Source organism: Aliiroseovarius sp. YM-037 (genome assembly GCF_048060095.1).
Lineage (GTDB): Bacteria > Pseudomonadota > Alphaproteobacteria > Rhodobacterales > Rhodobacteraceae > JBLUOA01.
Genome location: NZ_JBLUOA010000001.1, coordinates 1358168 through 1376537, shown reverse-complemented (window position 1 = coordinate 1376537; position 18370 = coordinate 1358168). Strand labels below are relative to the sequence as shown.

The 18370-nt window shown below is 60.7% G+C and carries 19 protein-coding genes; 12 read left to right on the top strand and 7 right to left on the bottom strand.

Annotation, left to right across the window (positions count from 1 at the left end; translation table 11 throughout):
* Positions 1-432 precede the first annotated feature (432 nt).
* The 10 genes from ACEWPJ_RS06790 (at position 433) to ACEWPJ_RS06745 (ending at position 9761) form a co-directional block, all read left to right on the top strand.
* Positions 433-861: a paraquat-inducible protein A gene (locus tag ACEWPJ_RS06790; protein WP_416511912.1), complete on the top strand. Its 429-nt coding sequence runs from the start codon at positions 433-435 to the stop codon at positions 859-861.
* A gap of 16 nt (positions 862-877) precedes the next feature.
* Positions 878-2242, top strand: coding sequence for a DNA repair protein RadA (radA, locus tag ACEWPJ_RS06785; RefSeq protein WP_416511910.1), 1365 nt, complete (start codon positions 878-880; stop codon positions 2240-2242).
* A gap of 22 nt (positions 2243-2264) precedes the next feature.
* On the top strand, positions 2265-2852 hold the full coding sequence (locus ACEWPJ_RS06780; protein WP_416511909.1) for a CvpA family protein: 588 nt from the start codon (positions 2265-2267) through the stop codon (positions 2850-2852).
* A gap of 100 nt (positions 2853-2952) precedes the next feature.
* The gene (gene purF, locus ACEWPJ_RS06775; protein WP_416511907.1) at positions 2953-4404 is read left to right on the top strand and encodes an amidophosphoribosyltransferase; all 1452 of its coding nucleotides are present in this window, start codon (positions 2953-2955) and stop codon (positions 4402-4404) included.
* A 54-nt stretch (positions 4405-4458) separates the two neighbouring features.
* A complete protein-coding gene (locus tag ACEWPJ_RS06770) occupies positions 4459-5112 on the top strand; it encodes an SDR family NAD(P)-dependent oxidoreductase (RefSeq protein WP_416511905.1) in 654 nt (217 codons plus the stop codon).
* Between the two features lie 66 nt (positions 5113-5178).
* Positions 5179-5826 carry a class I SAM-dependent DNA methyltransferase gene (locus ACEWPJ_RS06765; RefSeq protein WP_416511904.1) on the top strand — a complete coding sequence of 216 codons (648 nt, stop codon included), beginning with the start codon at positions 5179-5181 and terminating at the stop codon, positions 5824-5826.
* An 83-nt stretch (positions 5827-5909) separates the two neighbouring features.
* Positions 5910-6698 (top strand): 5'/3'-nucleotidase SurE, encoded by a 789-nt coding sequence (gene surE / locus ACEWPJ_RS06760; RefSeq protein ID WP_416511903.1) that lies wholly within the window; start codon positions 5910-5912, stop codon positions 6696-6698.
* A complete protein-coding gene (locus ACEWPJ_RS06755; protein WP_416511902.1) occupies positions 6695-7333 on the top strand; it encodes a protein-L-isoaspartate(D-aspartate) O-methyltransferase in 639 nt (212 codons plus the stop codon). Before surE ends, ACEWPJ_RS06755 begins: the two co-directional genes overlap by 4 nt.
* Before the next feature lie 50 nt (positions 7334-7383).
* Positions 7384-8595 (top strand): LysM peptidoglycan-binding domain-containing protein, encoded by a 1212-nt coding sequence (locus tag ACEWPJ_RS06750; RefSeq protein ID WP_416511900.1) that lies wholly within the window; start codon positions 7384-7386, stop codon positions 8593-8595.
* Positions 8596-8705: 110 nt separating this feature from the next.
* Entirely contained in the window at positions 8706-9761 is a 1056-nt protein-coding gene (locus ACEWPJ_RS06745; protein WP_416511898.1) for a Hint domain-containing protein, read from the top strand.
* 12 nt (positions 9762-9773) lie between these two features.
* Here ACEWPJ_RS06745 and ACEWPJ_RS06740 read toward each other — a convergent pair whose 3' ends face one another.
* The 6 genes from ACEWPJ_RS06740 to ACEWPJ_RS06715 form a co-directional block, all read right to left on the bottom strand.
* Positions 9774-10613 (bottom strand): ATP-binding protein, encoded by an 840-nt coding sequence (locus tag ACEWPJ_RS06740; protein WP_416511896.1) that lies wholly within the window; start codon positions 10611-10613, stop codon positions 9774-9776.
* A complete protein-coding gene (gene tatC, locus ACEWPJ_RS06735; RefSeq protein ID WP_416511895.1) occupies positions 10610-11446 on the bottom strand; it encodes a twin-arginine translocase subunit TatC in 837 nt (278 codons plus the stop codon). Before tatC ends, ACEWPJ_RS06740 begins: the two co-directional genes overlap by 4 nt.
* Positions 11443-12090, bottom strand: a complete 648-nt coding sequence (tatB, locus tag ACEWPJ_RS06730; protein WP_416511893.1) for a Sec-independent protein translocase protein TatB — start codon at positions 12088-12090, stop codon at positions 11443-11445. Before tatB ends, tatC begins: the two co-directional genes overlap by 4 nt.
* A gap of 29 nt (positions 12091-12119) precedes the next feature.
* The gene (locus ACEWPJ_RS06725; RefSeq protein ID WP_416511891.1) at positions 12120-12335 is read right to left on the bottom strand and encodes a twin-arginine translocase TatA/TatE family subunit; all 216 of its coding nucleotides are present in this window, start codon (positions 12333-12335) and stop codon (positions 12120-12122) included.
* A gap of 142 nt (positions 12336-12477) precedes the next feature.
* Positions 12478-13533, bottom strand: coding sequence for an ABC transporter ATP-binding protein (locus ACEWPJ_RS06720; RefSeq protein ID WP_416511889.1), 1056 nt, complete (start codon positions 13531-13533; stop codon positions 12478-12480).
* 149 nt (positions 13534-13682) lie between these two features.
* The gene (locus ACEWPJ_RS06715) at positions 13683-14462 is read right to left on the bottom strand and encodes an SDR family oxidoreductase (protein WP_416511888.1); all 780 of its coding nucleotides are present in this window, start codon (positions 14460-14462) and stop codon (positions 13683-13685) included.
* Positions 14463-14604: 142 nt separating this feature from the next.
* Between ACEWPJ_RS06715 and ACEWPJ_RS06710 the strand changes: the two genes are divergently transcribed.
* Both ACEWPJ_RS06710 and ACEWPJ_RS06705 read left to right on the top strand, forming a co-directional pair.
* Positions 14605-16212, top strand: a complete 1608-nt coding sequence (locus ACEWPJ_RS06710; RefSeq protein WP_416511886.1) for a peptide chain release factor 3 — start codon at positions 14605-14607, stop codon at positions 16210-16212.
* Positions 16213-16367: 155 nt separating this feature from the next.
* Positions 16368-17843: a DEAD/DEAH box helicase gene (locus ACEWPJ_RS06705; protein ID WP_416511884.1), complete on the top strand. Its 1476-nt coding sequence runs from the start codon at positions 16368-16370 to the stop codon at positions 17841-17843.
* Here ACEWPJ_RS06705 and ACEWPJ_RS06700 read toward each other — a convergent pair.
* Entirely contained in the window at positions 17840-18370 is a 531-nt protein-coding gene (locus ACEWPJ_RS06700; protein ID WP_416511882.1) for a DUF4166 domain-containing protein, read from the bottom strand. The two genes, ACEWPJ_RS06705 and ACEWPJ_RS06700, sit on opposite strands and share 4 nt — an antisense overlap.

Below are 18370 nucleotides of genomic sequence, written 5' to 3'. Positions count from 1 at the left end.
AGTTCTTGGTTTTTCATCCTCTGGCGCATCTACTTGGTGTCTCTCTTGAGACGGCGCTGAAGGGACTACACGTATGCAGAAGCGGCGAAGTTAAAAAACTCATGATCTTCGAGAGTTATTCGAAACGCTGAATGACGACCTTCTATGCGAGAAGGTGAATGCGTCACTAGCAGATCTGTCGCCGCCGACGCCTTTGTTCGAGCTAAATGATAAGCAACCAAGAGCTGACGTCGAGGCAATGTATAGGGGGTATCACATCCATTTCGATTTACTTAATCGGCTGTATGATCGTCCTTTTGCAACGCGCTATCCAGTTCTAGGCGGCCATTCGCTCCCTGACCCTGTTGCTATCTCCCGTATTATTGACGTTCTGCAATCTGTTCTGGATGATGAGAAACGGTCTTGGCGACCCGAAAAATCGGCAGCAAACCAATGACCCTCCGCCTCCTCAACCTCGCCCTCCTCATCGCCTTCCCGATCTCGTGGTTCGCGCCTCTGCTCCGCGCTGGCCTCCTCCCCCTCTTCGGTCTCTCAGAAATCTCCGTCATCACCGGCCTGCAAAGCCTGTGGGATTCCGACGTGATCCTCGCGCTTCTCGTCACGTTCCTCGCGATTTTCGCGCCGTATATGAAGACCATCGGCCTCGCGCTGATCCATTTCGGCTATCTCCGCCGCAAGGTGCTCCCGGTGCTGGAAATCCTTGGCAAGCTGGCGATGGCGGATGTGTTCCTGATCGCACTTTACATCGTCGTGGTGAAGGGTGTCGGCCTTGCGACGGTCGAAACCGCCTGGGGGCTTTACCTGTTCACCGGATGTATCCTTCTGTCGATCGCGATTAGCCATTTGACGGCCAAGCGGTAACGGGTCACAACACCTCATGGCGAAAGCGAAAATCTACTCCTGCAATGCCTGCGGGGCCGAGCACAAGAAATGGTCCGGGCGGTGCGATGCCTGCGGCGAATGGAACACGATTGTCGAGGACAAACCGCTCAGCACCGGCCCCGCGTCGAATTCGCTCGGCAGCGCGCGCGGCTCGGCCATGCCGCTGAGCGATCTTGCCACTGCCGAAGACCCGCCCCCGCGCACGACCTCCGGCATTGCAGAGCTTGACCGCGTGCTGGGCGGTGGGCTCGTCCCGTCGTCTGCCATCCTCGTCGGCGGCGATCCGGGGATCGGGAAATCGACGCTGCTGCTGCAAGCTGCTGCAAGTTTTGCCCGCAATGGACTGAAATCCATATATATTTCGGGTGAAGAGGCGAGCGCACAAGTCCGAATGCGTGCCCAACGCCTTGGCCTTGCGGACGCGCCCGTCAAACTCGGCACCGAAACCAACCTGCGCGACATTCTGACGACGCTAGAGGCCGAAAAGCCCGACATCGCGATCATCGATTCCATCCAGACGATGTGGGCGGACAATGTCGGCTCCGCCCCCGGTTCGGTCAGCCAGGTCCGCGCGGCGGCGCATGAATTGACCAGTTTCGCCAAACGGCGCGGCGTCGCGGTTGTTCTGGTCGGCCACGTGACGAAGGACGGCCAGATCGCCGGCCCCCGCGTGGTCGAACACATGGTCGACACGGTGCTTTATTTTGAAGGCGAACGCGGCCATCAGTTCCGTATCTTGCGGGCCGTGAAGAACCGCTTCGGCCCCGCCGACGAAATCGGCGTGTTTGAGATGACCGGCGCGGGTCTGTCCGAAGTCACCAACCCCTCCGCCCTGTTCCTGTCGGAACGTGGCCAAGCCAGCCCCGGATCGGTGGTTTTCGCCGGAATCGAAGGCACGCGCCCGGTTCTGGTGGAGTTGCAGGCACTCGTCGCGCCCTCCCCCCTCAGCCAGCCCCGTCGAACGGTCGTTGGCTGGGACGGCGGGCGGCTTGCGATGATTCTCGCCGTGCTCGAAGCGCGTTGTGGCATCCCCTTCGCGGGGCTTGATGTGTATCTAAATGTCGCCGGTGGCATGAAAATCTCGGAACCCGCCGCCGATCTGGCTGTGGCCGCTGCGCTACTCTCCGCCCGCGAAGATACCGCCGTGCCTCCGGATACTGTGGTTTTTGGCGAAATTAGCTTATCAGGAGCGTTGCGGCCCGTCGGACAGACCGAAAGCAGGTTGAAAGAAGCAAAAAAACTTGGTTTTTCAGGCGCTATTGCGCCGACGCGCAGCAAAATGGGAACGCAGACGGGGATGAAGGTCATACAAATGCCCGACTTGACTGCGTTTGTGGGGGATATCTTCGGGGCCGGATAGCCCCCTGAGCAGGAGTAAAGGCATGGAAGGCTTTACCATTATTGATGGCGTTGTTGCCGTCGTGATCATTCTATCGGCCCTTCTGGCCTATTCCCGCGGTTTCGTGCGCGAGGCGCTGTCGATCGGTGGCTGGATCGCTGCTGCGATCCTCGGCTACCTTTTTGCGGACCAGATTCGCCCGATCCTGAACACGGTTCCGATCCTTGGTGATTTCATCGGCGATCAGTGTGAACTATCGCTGCTGGCGTCTTTTGCTGTGGTGATGGTGATCGGGTTGATCGTCATGTCGATCTTTACGCCTTTGTTCGCGAGCCTTGTGCAACGCTCCGTCCTTGGCGGGATCGATCAGGGTATCGGCTTCTTGTTTGGCGTCGTGCGCGGCGTGCTGTTGGTTGTCGTAGCGCTGGTTGCTTATGATTTTGTCGTGACCGACGATACGATCCCGATGGTTGACGACAGCCGCACCGCAAAGGTCTTCGCAAGCTTCCAAAGCGACCTGGAAGAACAAGTGCCCGAAGATGTGCCCGGCTGGCTGCGCCAACGCTTCGACAGTTTTGTCAGCACATGCGACGCGCCGCAAATCCAGCAAGCGCCAAGCACAACCGAATAACACACCACCGTGAAACTCTGATGACATCCCCGGCCCCGTCCTCTATGACGGGGCCACACTCTGCGCTATGGGATTCGGAGCCGCTGCCAAGATGCGAGACATGCCCCCAAGTCACCCCTTCGACGACGACAAACTGAAGGAGGAGTGTGGCGTATTCGGCGTGATCGGGGTCACCGACGCTGCCAATTTCGTAGCCCTTGGCCTGCACGCCCTCCAGCATCGCGGACAGGAGGCAGGCGGCATCGTTTCTCACCACCCGGAACACGGTTTCAACTCTGCCCGTCGGTTCGGCTATGTCCGCGACAACTTCACCAAGCAAAGCCTGATGGACACCCTGCCCGGCCCGCTCGCCATCGGGCATGTGCGCTATTCGACCGCCGGGTCCAAAGGTGCTGTGATCCGCGACGTGCAGCCGTTCTTCGGTGAATTCTCGATGGGCGGCGCGGCGATTGCCCATAATGGCAACATCACCAATGCTGACTCCCTCAAACGCGAACTGATTGATCGCGGGTCGATCTTCCAAAGCTCGTCAGACAGCGAGTGCATCATTCACCTGATGGCACGCTCCCTGCAACGCAACATCCCCGAACGGATGAAAGACGCGCTCCGCCGCGTCGAGGGCGCGTTTTCCGTCGTCGCAATGACCCGCACCAAGCTGATCGGCGTGCGCGATGCACTTGGCGTGCGGCCGCTGGTGCTTGGTAAAATCGGTGACGGCTACGCGCTCAGCTCGGAAACTTGCGCGCTCGACATCATTGGGGCAGAGTATGTGCGCGAAATCGCACCCGGCGAAATGGTCGTCATCACCGAAGACGGCATCGAAAGCTATCAACCTTTCGACCCGAAAACCCCGCGGTTCTGCATCTTTGAACACGTCTATTTCTCGCGGCCCGACTCGATCATCGGCGGTCAATCCGTCTATGAAACCCGCCGCCAGATCGGTGTGGAACTCGCCCGCGAAACCCCGGTTGACGCCGATATCGTCTGCCCGGTGCCGGACAGCGGCACCCCCGCCGCGATTGGCTACAGCCAGGAAAGCGGTATCCCTTATGCGATGGGCATCATCCGCAACCAATACATGGGCCGGACATTCATTGAGCCGACCGAGCAAATCCGCAACATGGGCGTGCGCCTGAAACTGAACGTCAATCGCGCGCTCATCAAGGGCAAGCGGGTGATCCTCGTCGATGACAGCGTTGTGCGCGGCACCACCAGCCGCAAGATCAAGGAAATGATCCTCGACGCGGGCGCTGCCGAAGTCCACTTCCGCATCGCCTCCCCCCCAACCGCGTGGCCCTGCTTTTACGGGGTCGATACGCCCCAACGCGAAAAACTGCTCGCCGCCACGATGAGCGAGGAAGAAATGCGCACCCACCTCGGCGTCGACAGCCTGAAATTCATCTCGCTCGACGGCCTCTACCGCGCCGTGGGTGAGGCTGAGGGCCGCAAATCCGACTGCCCGCAATATTGCGATGCCTGTTTCTCCGGTGAATATCCGGTGCGCCCCGCCGACATGATCGAAAAGGGCTTTGAACTGAAGGCCGCAGAATAGCGCGACACCCCGTTTCATCTTGCCCGAAATACTCCCGCCGGAGGCACTAATCTTATGCCAGACCCATCCACGCAAACCGTCGCCCTGATCACTGGCGCTTCGCGCGGGCTTGGCGCGGCCTTGGCCGAGGCGCTTGCCCCGACGCACCACATCATCGCCGTGGCCCGCACCACTGGCGCGCTTGAGGAGCTTGACGACCGGATCAAAGCGCAGGGCGGTAGCGCGACGCTCGCCCCGCTCGACATCACCGATGACGGGGCGATGCAGCATCTTTGCAAGTCGACCCATGATCGCTGGGGCGGGGTCAGCCTTTGGCTTCACACCGCAATCCACGGGGCACCGCTTTCGCCGACCAGCCATTTGGACACCAAGGATTTCGACAAGAGCCTTGCGACGAACACCATCGCCGCACAGCGCTTGATTGCCTACGTCGAACCGCTGCTTGGGCGCGAGGGTCAGGCAGTGTTCTTCGACGATACCCGCGCGGGCGAAAAATTCTTCGGCAGCTACGGCGCAACCAAGACAGCGCAGATGGCGCTGGCCCGCAGTTGGCAAGCCGAAACCGTGAAGACGGGTCCGCGTGTCACGATCCTTGAACCGAAACCGATGCCGACCAGCCTACGTGCCCGCTTCTTCCCCGGCGAAGATCGCGCCCCCCTCGCCGATCCCCATGCAGAGGCCGCGCGCCTGCTATCTGCCCTTGCCTGAACCGCGCTTTCCTTGACGGTCCGCACCCCACGCCCTAGCGTCGGGTATCCCAAAGGACAGCAGGCCATGCGGCGTATCCTCCCCTCTTCCCGCGCGACGGGCAATGGCGCGATTGCAGCGCTCTATAACCGTGCGGCGAAGGGATGGCAGGCCGGCATCGACCGTCTTGGCTACGCAGAATCCTACCAGGCGTTGGCGGATCGGGCGCTTCAACACCACCCAATCACGACGACAGAACACGTGTTAGACGCCGGGACCGGCACCGGCGCCTTGGCACGTGCGTTCGCGGAACAGGCGGATGTGCCGCCGCGGTTCGATCTGCTGGACCTGTCCCCCGATATGCTGACCGAGGCCGCCCGGACCGTGCCCAACACCGAGCGCTGCCTCGAAGGCCCGCTCGGCACGCCAAAGGTCACGGCCCAATATGACCGGGTGCTTTGCGGCCACGTCATCGAACACACAGATGATCCCGTCGCCTCGCTTAGCTGGTTGTTCGACCGGCTGCGGCCCGGCGGCGGCCTGATCCTCGCGGTCAGCCAGCCGCATTGGTGCACTGCGCTGGTCCGTTGGCGCTGGGGCAACGCGGCCTATCGCCCGGACGAGGTCACTGCGATGCTGACCGACGCGGGGTTTGATCGGACCACCGTCTGCCCCCACGCAAGCGGCCCGCCGTCCCGCATTAGCTGCGGCTATCTTGCGACGCGCCCAGCATAGGTTTTCCGCCTTTGGACGCTCAATACTTGCCCCCGTCCCATCGCTCTACTATTGAACGATGAAGAGCGGTAAAAAGGCGAAACATGCGCATCCTCATCACCAATGACGACGGCATCAATGCAGCCGGTCTTGCCGTGCTTCAAACCATCGCGGAAGAGATCGCCGGCCCGGACGGCGAGGTGTGGACCGTCGCGCCCGCATTTGAACAATCCGGTGTCGGGCATTGCATCAGCTACACCCACCCGATGATGATCGCGAAGCTCGGCGAACGTCGCTTTGCCGCCGAAGGCTCCCCCGCCGATTGCGTGTTGGCAGGGCTTTACGATGTGATGACCGACGCAAAGCCCGACCTTGTTTTGTCGGGCGTCAATCGCGGCAATAACTCAGCCGAGAATACGCTTTATTCCGGCACGATCGGCGGCGCGATGGAGGCGGCGCTGCAGGGTCTTCCCGCCATCGCCCTGTCGCAATTCTACGGCCCCGGCAACGCCAAGCTAGACAACCCGTATGAGGCCGCTGCGCAGCATGGCGCTGGGGTCGTGCGCAAAATCCTCGCCTCGGGCCTTGAAAGCGACGAAGACTACCGCCTTTTTTACAACGTGAACTTCCCCCCGGTCGCCGGGGCAAACGTCAAGGGCAGCGCGATCGTGACGCAAGGCTACCGCCGTGATTGCTTTTTCACGGTTGAGCCGCATCATTCCCCTTCGGGCCGCAAGTTTTTGTGGATCAAAGGCGGCCCTCAGCACACGCCCACCGCTGAAGGTACCGACGCAGCAGCAAACCTTGACGGCTATATCTCCGTCACGCCGATGCGGGCAGACCTTACGGCGCATGACCAAATCCAGCCCCTCAAGGACGCCTTCGCGAAATGAGCGACGCTGAGCGGAAAATGCAGTTTCTATACCAGCTTCGCTCAAAAGGCGTGACCGATAAGCGGGTGCTGACCGCAATGGAAAAGATCGACCGCGGCGCCTTCGTGCGCGGCCTTTTCGCCGACCGCGCGTATGAGGACATGCCCCTGCCGATCAATTGCGGCCAGACGATCAGTCAGCCTTCGGTTGTTGGCCTAATGACGCAGGCGCTGAACGTGCAGCCCCGCGATAAGGTGCTGGAGGTCGGCACAGGCTCCGGCTATCAGGCCGCGATCCTCAGCGTTCTGGCCCGGCGTGTTTACACCGTCGAACGCCACCGCCGCCTTGTAAACGAGGTGCGCGAGGTTTTTGAATGCCAGAACCTGCCCAATATCACGGTCATCACCGGCGATGGCAGCCACGGCCTGCCCGATCAGGCGCCGTTTGACCGTATCCTTGTGACCGCCGCTGCCGAAGACCCGCCGGGGCCGCTGCTGGCTCAACTCAGGGTTGGCGGAATCATGGTGCTGCCGGTCGGTCAATCCGACGCCGTGCAAAGCCTGATAAAAGTGACCCGAACCGACGATGGTTTCGATTATGACGAACTTCGCCCCGTGCGCTTTGTCCCTTTACTAGAAGGATTGGGAAAAGAGTAGTATAGTAACACCCAAAGGGGCGCCAAAAGCCCTGGTATGAGGATCGAGCAATGGTAAAAACATCCCCAAAACTGGCCCGCGCACTCTTTGTTGGCACGGCTCTCGGCGGTCTCGCGGCGTGTGACGGCGGCTTTGACCTGGACATGCGCGACAATTTCAACGGCTTCGATACCAGCGGAGCTGTCAGACAGGTGACGGCCCCGCGCCCGACCCCAGACAACCGGGGCGTCATCTCCTACCCGAATTATCAGGTCGTCGTCGCCCAGCGGGATGAAACGATCCGCGGCGTCGCCAGCCGGATTGGCGTCAACGCCGAAGAGCTTGGCCGCTACAACGGGATTTCCCCGGATACGCCGCTGCGCTCTGGCGAGATCGTCGCGCTGCCAACCCGCGTGGCGGAGCCATCCCCGGCGACCGGAGCAATCGCCACCGGACCGATCCGCCCTGCCGATCAGATCGATGTCCAGACTCTTGCCGGGAATGCTATCGATCGCGGCCCCGATCCGTCGCAACCGCGCGTGATCGGCCAGACCCCACCGCAGACGAGAACTGCCGCGGCCTCTCCGAGCGTGCAAACGGGTGAAGAGCCGACACGCCACAAGGTCAAACGGGGCGAAACCGCTTATTCGATCTCTCGCCGTTACGGAGTTTCCGTGCAGTCGCTTGCCGAATGGAACGGCCTCGGCGCCGATCTGATGGTGCGCGAAGGGCAGTTCCTGCTGATTCCGGTCGCCTCGCAATCGGCCCCTGCCCCCACGCGCGAAACCACGTCCGCGCCGGGCCAAGGCAGCCCGACCCCGACACCACCAAGCGCGTCAGAACCGTTACCCGAGGATGACACAACCCCGGTGGCCGAGATCGAAGCGCCCGAAAGCCCGGATCTTGGCACCGAACGGACCGAAGCCTCTGGCGGCGGGGCGCTTCTATTCCCGGTCAGCGGCAACATCATCCGCCCCTACGCCGCCGGTCAAAACAGCGGCATCGACATCGCAGCGAGCGCGGGTAGCGCCGTGAAGGCCGCCGAGGCGGGCACTGTCGCCGCGATCACCCAAAACACCGACGAAGTGCCGGTTCTGGTGATCCGCCACGCCGACAACCTGCTGACTGTTTATGCGAATATTTCGGACATCACTGTGTCCAAAGGGGATTCTGTCAGTCGCGGTCAGCAGTTCGCAAAAGTGCGATCCGGCGATCCATCTTTCATGCGATTTGAGGTCAGACGCGGTCTTGACGCAGTTGACCCTATGCCACTCTTGAACTGACGTTCCAGACCAGTTAGGTCTTTCAAAACGGGTAGACGCGCCGCAGCTTTACGGCGCGTTTATCTTTTGAGAACAGTGCGTTAACGATTATGAACTACTAAGATTTCAAGATGCCTATATTTTTCGGTTACGACAACGCGATCTTTGGATCGCAAAGCACGGTGAACGGCAGCAGTGTAAATTACGCGTTCGGTCCGGCGACTGGTTCAACATGGCGTTGGACGGGCACGACGACCAATTTCGCGGTCAAGGAAGCGGACCACAACGCGGTCAACTTCAACGGCGACGCGAGCGACTCCAACGAACAGATAAGCCCCCAGTTGCAGATCGGCGCCGCTGGCGCGCAGACGGTCGAAATCGACGGCACCGATCGGCAGGTCATCTACGACTACGCCTTCGAGGTCTCGGGTGGCGGCAACACCTACGAAATTGCGGTGATTGACGTCGACCTCGACAACAGTGACGCCATCGGCGGAACAACGGAAAACGGATACTATCTTGTCTTCCTTGGAACTCCCCCGCCGCCCAACACCAACCTCACCGTTGACGGGATCGTCAAGAACTGGAGCTCCCGCTCGCACAACGACCTTGGTGGCACGGCCGTTTGTTTTGCCTCCGGCACATTGATCGAAACCGAACGTGGCCCGCAGCCGATCGAAAATCTTGCCGTCGGCGACAGGGTTCTGACCGCTGATGCGGGGCTGCAAGCAATCCGTTGGATCGGCAGCACAACGGTTCCGGCAATCGACAAGCTTGCGCCGGTCGTGATCTCAAAAGGCACGCTCGGCAACACCCGCGATCTTGTGGTGTCGCCACAGCATGGCGTTGTGATTTCTGATTGGCGGGCCGAACTGTTTTTTGCGCGGGAAGAGGTGCTTGTCCGCGCCATTGACCTCGTCGATGGCGACAGGATCTACCGCCGCCCGGGCGGGTATATCCAGTATTTCCACCTGCTGCTCGACCAGCATCGGATCATCTATTCCGAGGGAATTCCGACCGAGAGCTTGTTCCTCGGCGAAGTTACGTTAGGCGCCGTCGGCGACGCCGCCCGCGAAGAACTACTGACGCTATTCCCGGAAATCGCGGATGACCCCAGCCGGTTTGGCGCGAAAGCGATCCGCAGCCTGCGCGCGTTTGAGGCGCGATGCCTTCCGCCCCTTTCCTGAGGGGCGGTGCCGCTAAATCTGAACGCCGTTCCGTCCGGCAAGATCGGTGAAATACTGCCACGCGACCCGGCCTGACCGACTGCCGCGCGTCGCCTGCCACTCAATCGCTTCCTGCACCAGCGTGGCGTCGTCGATCTTGACGCCATAGGCCGCGCAGTAGCCGCGGATCATCGCAAGATATTCGTCCTGATCGCAGGGATGAAACCCGAGCCACAGGCCAAAGCGATCGGACAGCGATACTTTCTCCTCCGTCGCCTCGGACGGGCTGATCGCGGTGGAGCGTTCGTTTTCGATCATATCGCGCGGCATCAGGTGGCGGCGGTTGGAGGTCGCGTAGAACACGACGTTCTCGGGCCGCCCCTCGATCCCGCCATCCAGAACCGCCTTCAGCGATTTGTAATGCTGGTCGTCATGGCTGAACGACAGATCGTCGCAAAAAAGCAGGAACCGCGCGTCCGAAGCCCGCAACAGCGACAATAGCCGTCCGATGGACGGCAAATCCTCGCGCTGGACCTCAACGATTTTCAGGGCGTGGCCTTGCGCCAGAACCTCTGCATGGATCGCCTTCACCAGCGACGATTTTCCCATGCCACGCGCGCCCCAAAGCAGCGCGTTGTTGGCAGGCAGCCCTGATGCAAACCGTAGCGTGTTTTCCAGCAAAGTGTCACGGGCGCGGTTGATGCCGAGCAGCAGGTCGAGCGCGACGCGGTTAACCTCTTGAACCGGGGCAAGATGATCCGGCGCGACGTGCCAGATAAAGGCATCTGCGGCGTCAAAATCGGGGGCGGCGGCGGCGGGCGGGTTCATCCGCTCAAGCGCGTCGGCGATCCGTTTCAGCGCCGCATCGCTCATGCTTCGGCCTCGTCATCCTCTTCGTCAAGCAGACCTTCTTCACGCAGGCGATCGTTGCGCTGCTTTTCAACACGGCGCACGAGGAAAATCGACACTTCGTAAAGGCCATAGACCACCACAAATAGGATCACCTGCGTGATGACATCCGGGGGCGTCACCAATGCCGCGAGGACCAGAATACAGACGACCGCGTATTTGCGCATGTTGCCGAGGCCTTCAGAACTGACCAGCCCCGCCTTGCCCATCAGGGTCAGCAAGACCGGCAGTTGGAAACAGAGGCCGAAGGCGACGATGAACTTGATCGTCAGGCCCAGATATTCCTGCGCCGAGCCCATGAAGGAAATGGCGGAGCTTTCGGCCTGCCCCTCTCCGGTCAGGGAGCCGGGCTGCTGGAAGCCAAGGAAAAAGTCGAAGGCCAGCGGGGTGACCACATAAAACGCGAAAGCCGCGCCGAGGAAGAACATAAACGGCGATGCGATCAGGAACGGTAGGAACGCGCCCTGCTCTGACCGATAAAGGCCCGGCGCCACGAATCGCCAAAGCTGAAACGCGACATAGGGGAACGACAGCACCAAACCGCCCAGAAGCGAGATTGAGATCGCGACGAAGAACCCCTCTTGCAATTTGATCAGAACAAGTCCGCAGCTGTCCTGCCCCCGCTCTGCCAGTGCGCTGCATAGCGGTTGGGTCAGAAAATTAAACGCTGGATTCCAGAACGCGAAACAGATGATCATCCCGACGACGAACGCCAAAAGCGATCGGATCAGCCGCGTCCGAAGCTCTGCCAAATGCTCGATCAGAGGGGCGGAGCTGTCTTCAATCTCGTCGGTCATGCGGCGCCATCTTTAGGTTTTGCTTTGCTCGCCGGCTTTTTTGCCGCTGGCTTTTTTGCGGTGGTCGGCTTCTTGGCGGCCGCTTTGGCTGCGGGTTTCTTGGCCGCGGGCTTTTTCGCGGCGGGTTTCTTCGCCGCGGACTTCGCCGCTGTCTTGGTCGCTGTCTTTGCAGGTGCCTTCTTCGCCGCTGGCTTTTTTGCCGGTTTGGCCTTGGCCCCACCGTCGGATTTCGCCGCATCCTCTGCCGCTTTCCGCTCTGTCGCCTTCTTAGCCGTCGCTTCGCGAATCTTCGCGGCTGCTTCGGAGCGTTCGGCGGCCAACTTCGCAGTTTCCGGCCCAAGTTTCTTTTCCGCCGACTTTTCACCGGTCGGATCTTTGACCCAATCACCGGTCGTTGCGTCTTTCAACGCATCAAGCCCCATCGCTTTTGGATTGGTCGCACTGCGCAGCGTATCCTGCACGTCTTTGACGCCCGCCTCATCCGCGGCCTCATTCATCGCACGCTGGAAATCGCGCGCCATCGCCTTGGCCTTACCGGTAAACTGGCCCAGCGTGCGGAACATGCCGGGCAAATCCTTCGGGCCGACCACAATCAGCGCGACAATGCCGATGACCAATAATTCGGTCCAGCCGATGTCAAACATGAGGGCTTACCTGCAGCTTAGACAGGCAATCACGCCTTGTCTTTTTCCGACTCTGGCGTCACGTCGCGCGCGTCGTCGGAAGCCGCCTCTTCGATTTCCTTCTTGCTGTCGTCAACACCGCGTTTGAAGGCGGTGATACCCTTGCCTACTTCGCCCATCAGCGAAGAGATCTTGCCGCGCCCAAAAAGCACGAGCACAACAATGGCGATCAGCAGAAGGCCCGGAAGGCCAATATTGTTCAGCATAGTCTTAACTCCCTAAGCGGGCGGCTTGGCTGACGCCGCCCCGCGGTATTCCGCCAACATATGTATGAAGTTCGGTAACGGAATCATAGTGCCAATCCATCACAAATGCTGCCCTGCGGCGATCTTTCTTGAAATTTATCCGCTATTCCGCCGCGTCGCGCGCCGGATAGACAAAGCAGCGATCCCGTCGCACCGTCAGCCAAAGCGTTGTGCCGGGTTGCGGCAGAAACACAGATGGAACCGTGGCTTTCAGGATGGATCCGTCAAAGTCCATCCGAAACTCAACAAGGCTTTCATGCCCCATGAAACGGGCGCGCATAACCTCGGCCTTTGCGGGCACGCCATCGGTCGGCGTCGGGTTCGGGCCATGCCCGCCACGGTCAAAGTCGATCTTTACGTGCTGGGGCCGGAATACGATGTCGACCTCGGTGCCATCCGGCACGCCGGGGGCGAGGAACTGACCAAACGGCGTTTCCGTCAACGCGCCTTCGACCCGCCCGCGGATCACGTTCACATCGGAAAAGAACGCCGCCGCGCTGCGGTCGACGGGGGTGTTATAAAGGTTATAGGGCGCCCCCTGCTGCACAATCCGCCCGTCGCGCATCAGGGCAATTTCATCGGCCATGCGCATCGCCTCAGCCGGTTCGTGGGTGACAAGCAGCACCGCCGTCCCCTCTTCTTTCAACACGGCGAGCGTTTCGTCGCGGATGTCGTCACGCAATCGATCGTCAAGGCCTGAGAACGGTTCATCCATCAGCATAATCGACGGGCGCGGGGCCAGAGCGCGAACCAACGCAACGCGCTGTTGTTCGCCCCCCGAAAGCTGGTGCGGATGGCTGTCCGCGAAATGCGCCATCCCGACACGGCCCAAAAGGTCGCGCACTCGTTTATCCTTGTCACCGCCCTTTCCCTTCAGCCCAAACGCCACGTTCTGCGCAACTGTCAGGTGCGGAAACAGCGCGAAATCCTGAAACATCAGCCCGATGGATCGGTTTTCCGGTGCGACGCGATAGATGGTGTCGCAGATCAGCTTGCCGTCGACGTAAATCTCGCCGCTGTCTTGCATATCGACGCCCGCGATCAGGCGCAGAGTCGTTGATTTGCCGCAGCCCGACGGCCCAAGCAGGCACGTCACCTGCCCCGGCATCACCGAAAGCGAGACGTCGTTGACCACCGCGCGGCCATCATACACACGCATCAAATTGCGGGTTTCCAAGCGGGGCGTGACGGCGTTCACGGGGTTTTGGTCCTGCCTGAGTGAATTGCTCAACTATTAAGGGCCATATCAGCCCGCAGAAGCCCCCGCAACCCTTCGGGCCGCGTCGATCGGGCCGAGTTTGGCACCCCTCAAAGTGTCGTGTTCACCCCGCCGCCATCAAGCAGGATGTTCTGGCCAACGATGAATCCGGCGTGTTGGGAACACAGGAATGCGCAGGCTGCACCGAATTCCTCGGGCGTTCCATAGCGGCGCGCCGGGATCGTCGCTTCGCGCCGCGCTTTCGCCTCCTCCACCGAAATACCGTCGGCATCCGCTGCCCCGTTGTCGAGCGATACGGCCCGGTCCGTCGCATGAATCCCCGGCAGCAGGTTGTTGATGATGACCCCGTGTTCCGCCACTTGGCGTGAGGTTCCGGCGACGTAGCCCGTCAGCCCCGCACGGGCGGAATTCGACAGGCCCAGCACCGCGATCGGTGACTTGACCGAAACGCTGGTGATGTTCACGACCCGGCCCCAGCCCTGGTCGATCATTCCTGGCAACAGCGCCTTCATCAGCGCGATCGGCGTCAGCATGTTCGCATCCAGCGCCTTGACGAAATCGTCGCGATCCCAGTCGGTCCACATCCCCGGCGGCGGTCCACCCGCGTTGGTGACCAGGATATCGACATCCCCAGCGACCGATAGAACCTCTGCCCGCCCCTCCTCGGACGTGATGTCCGCCGCGACCGGCGTGACCGTGACCGCGTGTGCGTATCCGATTTCCTTCGCCGCCTCCTCCAGCGGGCCTTTAGTGCGGGCGTTCATCACCAGATCGACGCCTTCGGCGGCCAATGCCTCCGCGCATCCGCGGCCAAGCCCTTTGGACGACGCGCAAACCAGCGCCTTTTTCCCTCTGATGCCCATGTCCATAGTCGCGCCCTCCTGATCCGATCATCCGATATTCGGCGCCACTAAACGCGGCGACACGCGATTTGTCACCCCATAGATCGGCCATCCGGCTAAAATCGCTTGCATCTTGCCCTTCACGCCCCCCTCGCCTATACGCCCGCACATGCTGGACCGCGCCACGAATAAACCCGACCTGCCCGCCGAAATTGCCCGGCGGCGCACCTTTGCCATCATCTCTCACCCGGATGCGGGCAAGACGACGCTGACGGAGAAGTTCCTACTTTACGGCGGCGCGATTCAGATGGCCGGACAGGTGCGTGCCAAGGGCGAAGCGCGACGCACGCGGTCGGACTTCATGCAGATGGAAAAGGACCGGGGGATTTCCGTCTCCGCCTCTGCAATGTCGTTTGATTACAAGAACTTCCGGTTCAATCTTGTCGACACGCCGGGCCACTCCGACTTCTCCGAAGACACCTACCGCACGCTGACGGCAGTGGATGCCGCGGTCATGGTGATCGACGGCGCGAAGGGCGTTGAAAGCCAGACGCAAAAGCTGTTCGAGGTCTGCCGCCTGCGCGACCTGCCGATCCTGACCTTCTGTAACAAGATGGACCGGGAAAGCCGCGATACCTTCGACATCATTGACGAGATTCAGGAAAACCTTGCGATCGACGTGACGCCTGCAAGCTGGCCCATCGGCATGGGGGCGGAGTTTGTCGGCTGCTATGATCTGCTGCGCGACCGGTTGGAGATCATGGACCGCGCCGACAGAAACAAAATCGCGGAAAGCATTGAAATCAAAGGGCTTGATGACCCGAAACTTGCCGAGCACGTCCCCGACCATCTGCTTGAAAAGCTGAAGGAAGAGGTCGAAATGGCCCGCGAATTGCTGCCGCCGCTCGATGCGCAAGCGTTACTGGATGGCACGCTGACGCCGATCTGGTTCGGCTCTGCGATCAATTCGTTCGGTGTGAAGGAACTGATGGAAGGCATCGGCGCCTACGGGCCTGAGCCGCAGCCACAGCCCGCCTCGCCCAGACAGATTTCACCAGAGGAAACAAAGGTTTGCGGCTTTGTCTTCAAGGTTCAGGCAAACATGGACCCAAAGCACCGCGACCGCGTGGCCTTCGTTCGCATGGCATCCGGGCATTTCAAACGCGGCATGAAGCTGACCCATGTGCGCAGCAAGAAACCGATGGCGATCACCAATCCCGTCCTGTTCCTCGCCTCAGACCGCGAACTGGCCGAGGAGGCCTGGGCCGGCGACATCATCGGCATCCCCAACCATGGGCAGCTTCGCATCGGCGACACGCTGACCGAGGGCGAGGCGATCCGCGCAACAGGCATCCCCTCTTTCGCGCCGGAACTGCTGCAGTCGGTCCGCGCAGGCGATCCGATGAAGGCAAAGCATCTGGAAAAGGCCCTGATGCAATTCGCTGAGGAAGGCGCCGCCAAGGTCTTCAAACCCAATATCGGGTCCGGCTTTATCGTCGGCGTTGTCGGCGCCCTGCAGTTTGAGGTTCTGGGCAGCCGCATCGAACTTGAATACGGCCTGCCCGTCCGGTTCGAGGCGTCGCAATTCACGTCCGCCCGCTGGGTCCACGGCCCCAAATCGGCGGTCGAAAAATTCGTCGACGCCAACAAGCAGCACATCGCCCATGACCACGACGGCGACGTCGTTTACATGACCCGATTGCAGTGGGATATTGATCGGGTTGAGCGTGATTATCCCGACCTCACCCTATCCGCGACGAAGGAAATGATGGTCTAGGCGTTCACCCGCCACGATCTGCCGCCAAATTACTGAGAAACTTGACCTTCATCGACATCAGGCGTATGCCAGCCGGATAGTCGAATGCCCGATAATTTGGTCGGGCAGGCCGCGTCAATACAGCGGCCATTTAAGCCGCGTGTTGAAAGGGCTAAATGACGAAGTTTTCCGACCTGAAACTGGACCCGAAGGTCCTGAAGGCTGTTGAGGCAGCCGGATACGAAACCCCTACCCCGATCCAAGCCGGTGCGATTCCGCCCGCTCTGGAAGGCCGCGATGTTCTGGGAATCGCCCAGACCGGCACCGGGAAAACGGCGAGCTTCACGCTCCCCATGATTTCGATGCTGGCCCGAGGTCGCGCCCGCGCGCGCATGCCGCGGTCGCTGGTTCTGTGCCCGACGCGCGAACTCGCTGCGCAAGTAGCTGAAAACTTCGACATCTACGCGCAGAACGTGAAGCTGACCAAAGCGCTGCTGATCGGCGGCGTTAGTTTCAAGGAACAAGACGCGCTGATTGACAAGGGTGTTGACGTTCTGATCGCCACCCCCGGACGCCTGCTTGACCACTTTGAACGCGGCAAGCTACTGCTGACCGGCGTTCAAATCATGGTGGTGGACGAGGCCGACCGGATGCTCGACATGGGGTTCATCCCCGATATCGAACGCATCTTCTCGCTTACCCCGTTCACCCGCCAGACGCTGTTCTTCAGCGCCACGATGGCACCTGAGATTGAGCGGATCACGAATACATTCCTGTCCGGCCCCGCCAAGGTCGAGGTCGCGCGCGCGGCGACGGCGGGCGAGAACATTGAGCAGGGCGTAGTGATGTTCAAACCCGGTCGTCGTGACCGTGCGTCGTCCGAAAAACGCAATCTTTTGCGCGCACTGATCGAACAGGAAGGCGAAGGTTGCAAGAACGCAATCATCTTCTGCAACCGCAAGACCGAAGTCGACGTTGTCGCCAAGTCGCTGAAAAAGCACGGCTATAATGCCGAACCGATCCACGGCGATCTGGACCAATCCAAACGGATGCAGGTCCTGGCCGGATTCCGCGATGGCTCGATCCGGTTTCTTTGCGCGTCAGACGTGGCAGCCCGTGGGCTGGATATTCCGGACGTTTCGCATGTGATCAACTACGACGTGCCGGGCCATGCTGAGGATTACGTCCACCGGATTGGCCGGACAGGTCGCGCCGGGCGGACAGGTAAAACCCTGATGATCTGCGCGCCGTCTGACGAAAAGAACCTCGACGCGATCGAACGGCTGGTTCAGCAGCCCGTTCCGCGCATCGACAACCCGCTTGGATCCGGGAAAGCCGCAGAGACTCCGAAGCCCGAAGTGACGGCAGAGGAAGACGCTAAGCCAAAGCGTAGCCGGTCCCGGTCAAAGTCCAAACCGAAGGACGAGGCACCGACGCAAGAAGCGAAGGCAGACGTCGCGAAAGCTGACAACGCCGAAAAGCCTGCGGAAACCAAACCAGCCGCCGAAGAAAACCCCCGCGAAGAAAACAATCGCAATGAAAAGCGCGGCGGTCGGGGTCGTGGCGGTAACAATGGCAAGAAGGTTGTCGGCATGGGCGATCACATGCCCAGCTTTATCGCCAAGAGCTTTGAAGATCGGCGGACGGGCTAAGCAGCCCCCGCCCCTTCAGCGCTCACCGGTCGGATTGTGCCTTCGTAGTTGATCAGCGTGCCAATCAACGGAAAATCGGCGTGTGAGTAAAACGCATAAGCGCCGTCTTCGCTTTCGCTTTCATGCGTGACGATCTTGGGGCCAAGTGCCTTTGGCAGCGGGATTACCCACAGCGACCAGCCCGCAAAATCCCAATACAACCGCCGATCCGCGACCCTTAACCGGAAGGCGAAGCGAAATGGGCCAAAGCGTTCGTGAAGGCATCCGTCGGCGGTCCGTGCAAAGCTTGATTGAAAGCCCCGCCCGCCGAAGTTGCGTTTCCAATGTTCAGACATCCCACGCTGGCTAAGCCAGACATCGACCGTCAGTCGATCGCTAAGTGGCGGAAAGCCGAACAGGCGTCGCAACAGCCGCGCCGAAAGATGCGCGGCGCCGCCCGATGACGCAACGCCGTGATAGTGGGTCGCGGCGTGATCGTGAAATTGCTGCACGGCCGTCGGCAGGTCGTCATAGGCTGCGCCCAGCAC

Excerpts from the sequence above, each read along its gene's own strand:
- ACEWPJ_RS06790 (WP_416511912.1), top strand. The coding sequence starts at position 433 with ATGACCCTCCGCCTCCTCAACCTCGCCCTCCTCATCGCCTTCCCGATC.
- radA (WP_416511910.1), top strand. The coding sequence starts at position 878 with ATGGCGAAAGCGAAAATCTACTCCTGCAATGCCTGCGGGGCCGAGCAC.
- ACEWPJ_RS06780 (WP_416511909.1), top strand. The coding sequence starts at position 2,265 with ATGGAAGGCTTTACCATTATTGATGGCGTTGTTGCCGTCGTGATCATT.
- purF (WP_416511907.1), top strand. The coding sequence starts at position 2,953 with ATGCCCCCAAGTCACCCCTTCGACGACGACAAACTGAAGGAGGAGTGT.
- ACEWPJ_RS06770 (WP_416511905.1), top strand. The coding sequence starts at position 4,459 with ATGCCAGACCCATCCACGCAAACCGTCGCCCTGATCACTGGCGCTTCG.
- ACEWPJ_RS06765 (WP_416511904.1), top strand. The coding sequence starts at position 5,179 with ATGCGGCGTATCCTCCCCTCTTCCCGCGCGACGGGCAATGGCGCGATT.
- surE (WP_416511903.1), top strand. The coding sequence starts at position 5,910 with ATGCGCATCCTCATCACCAATGACGACGGCATCAATGCAGCCGGTCTT.
- ACEWPJ_RS06755 (WP_416511902.1), top strand. The coding sequence starts at position 6,695 with ATGAGCGACGCTGAGCGGAAAATGCAGTTTCTATACCAGCTTCGCTCA.
- ACEWPJ_RS06750 (WP_416511900.1), top strand. The coding sequence starts at position 7,384 with ATGGTAAAAACATCCCCAAAACTGGCCCGCGCACTCTTTGTTGGCACG.
- ACEWPJ_RS06745 (WP_416511898.1), top strand. The coding sequence starts at position 8,706 with ATGCCTATATTTTTCGGTTACGACAACGCGATCTTTGGATCGCAAAGC.
- ACEWPJ_RS06740 (WP_416511896.1), bottom strand. The coding sequence starts at position 10,613 with ATGAGCGATGCGGCGCTGAAACGGATCGCCGACGCGCTTGAGCGGATG.
- tatC (WP_416511895.1), bottom strand. The coding sequence starts at position 11,446 with ATGACCGACGAGATTGAAGACAGCTCCGCCCCTCTGATCGAGCATTTG.
- tatB (WP_416511893.1), bottom strand. The coding sequence starts at position 12,090 with ATGTTTGACATCGGCTGGACCGAATTATTGGTCATCGGCATTGTCGCG.
- ACEWPJ_RS06725 (WP_416511891.1), bottom strand. The coding sequence starts at position 12,335 with ATGCTGAACAATATTGGCCTTCCGGGCCTTCTGCTGATCGCCATTGTT.
- ACEWPJ_RS06720 (WP_416511889.1), bottom strand. The coding sequence starts at position 13,533 with ATGCGTGTGTATGATGGCCGCGCGGTGGTCAACGACGTCTCGCTTTCG.
- ACEWPJ_RS06715 (WP_416511888.1), bottom strand. The coding sequence starts at position 14,462 with ATGGACATGGGCATCAGAGGGAAAAAGGCGCTGGTTTGCGCGTCGTCC.
- ACEWPJ_RS06710 (WP_416511886.1), top strand. The coding sequence starts at position 14,605 with ATGCTGGACCGCGCCACGAATAAACCCGACCTGCCCGCCGAAATTGCC.
- ACEWPJ_RS06705 (WP_416511884.1), top strand. The coding sequence starts at position 16,368 with ATGACGAAGTTTTCCGACCTGAAACTGGACCCGAAGGTCCTGAAGGCT.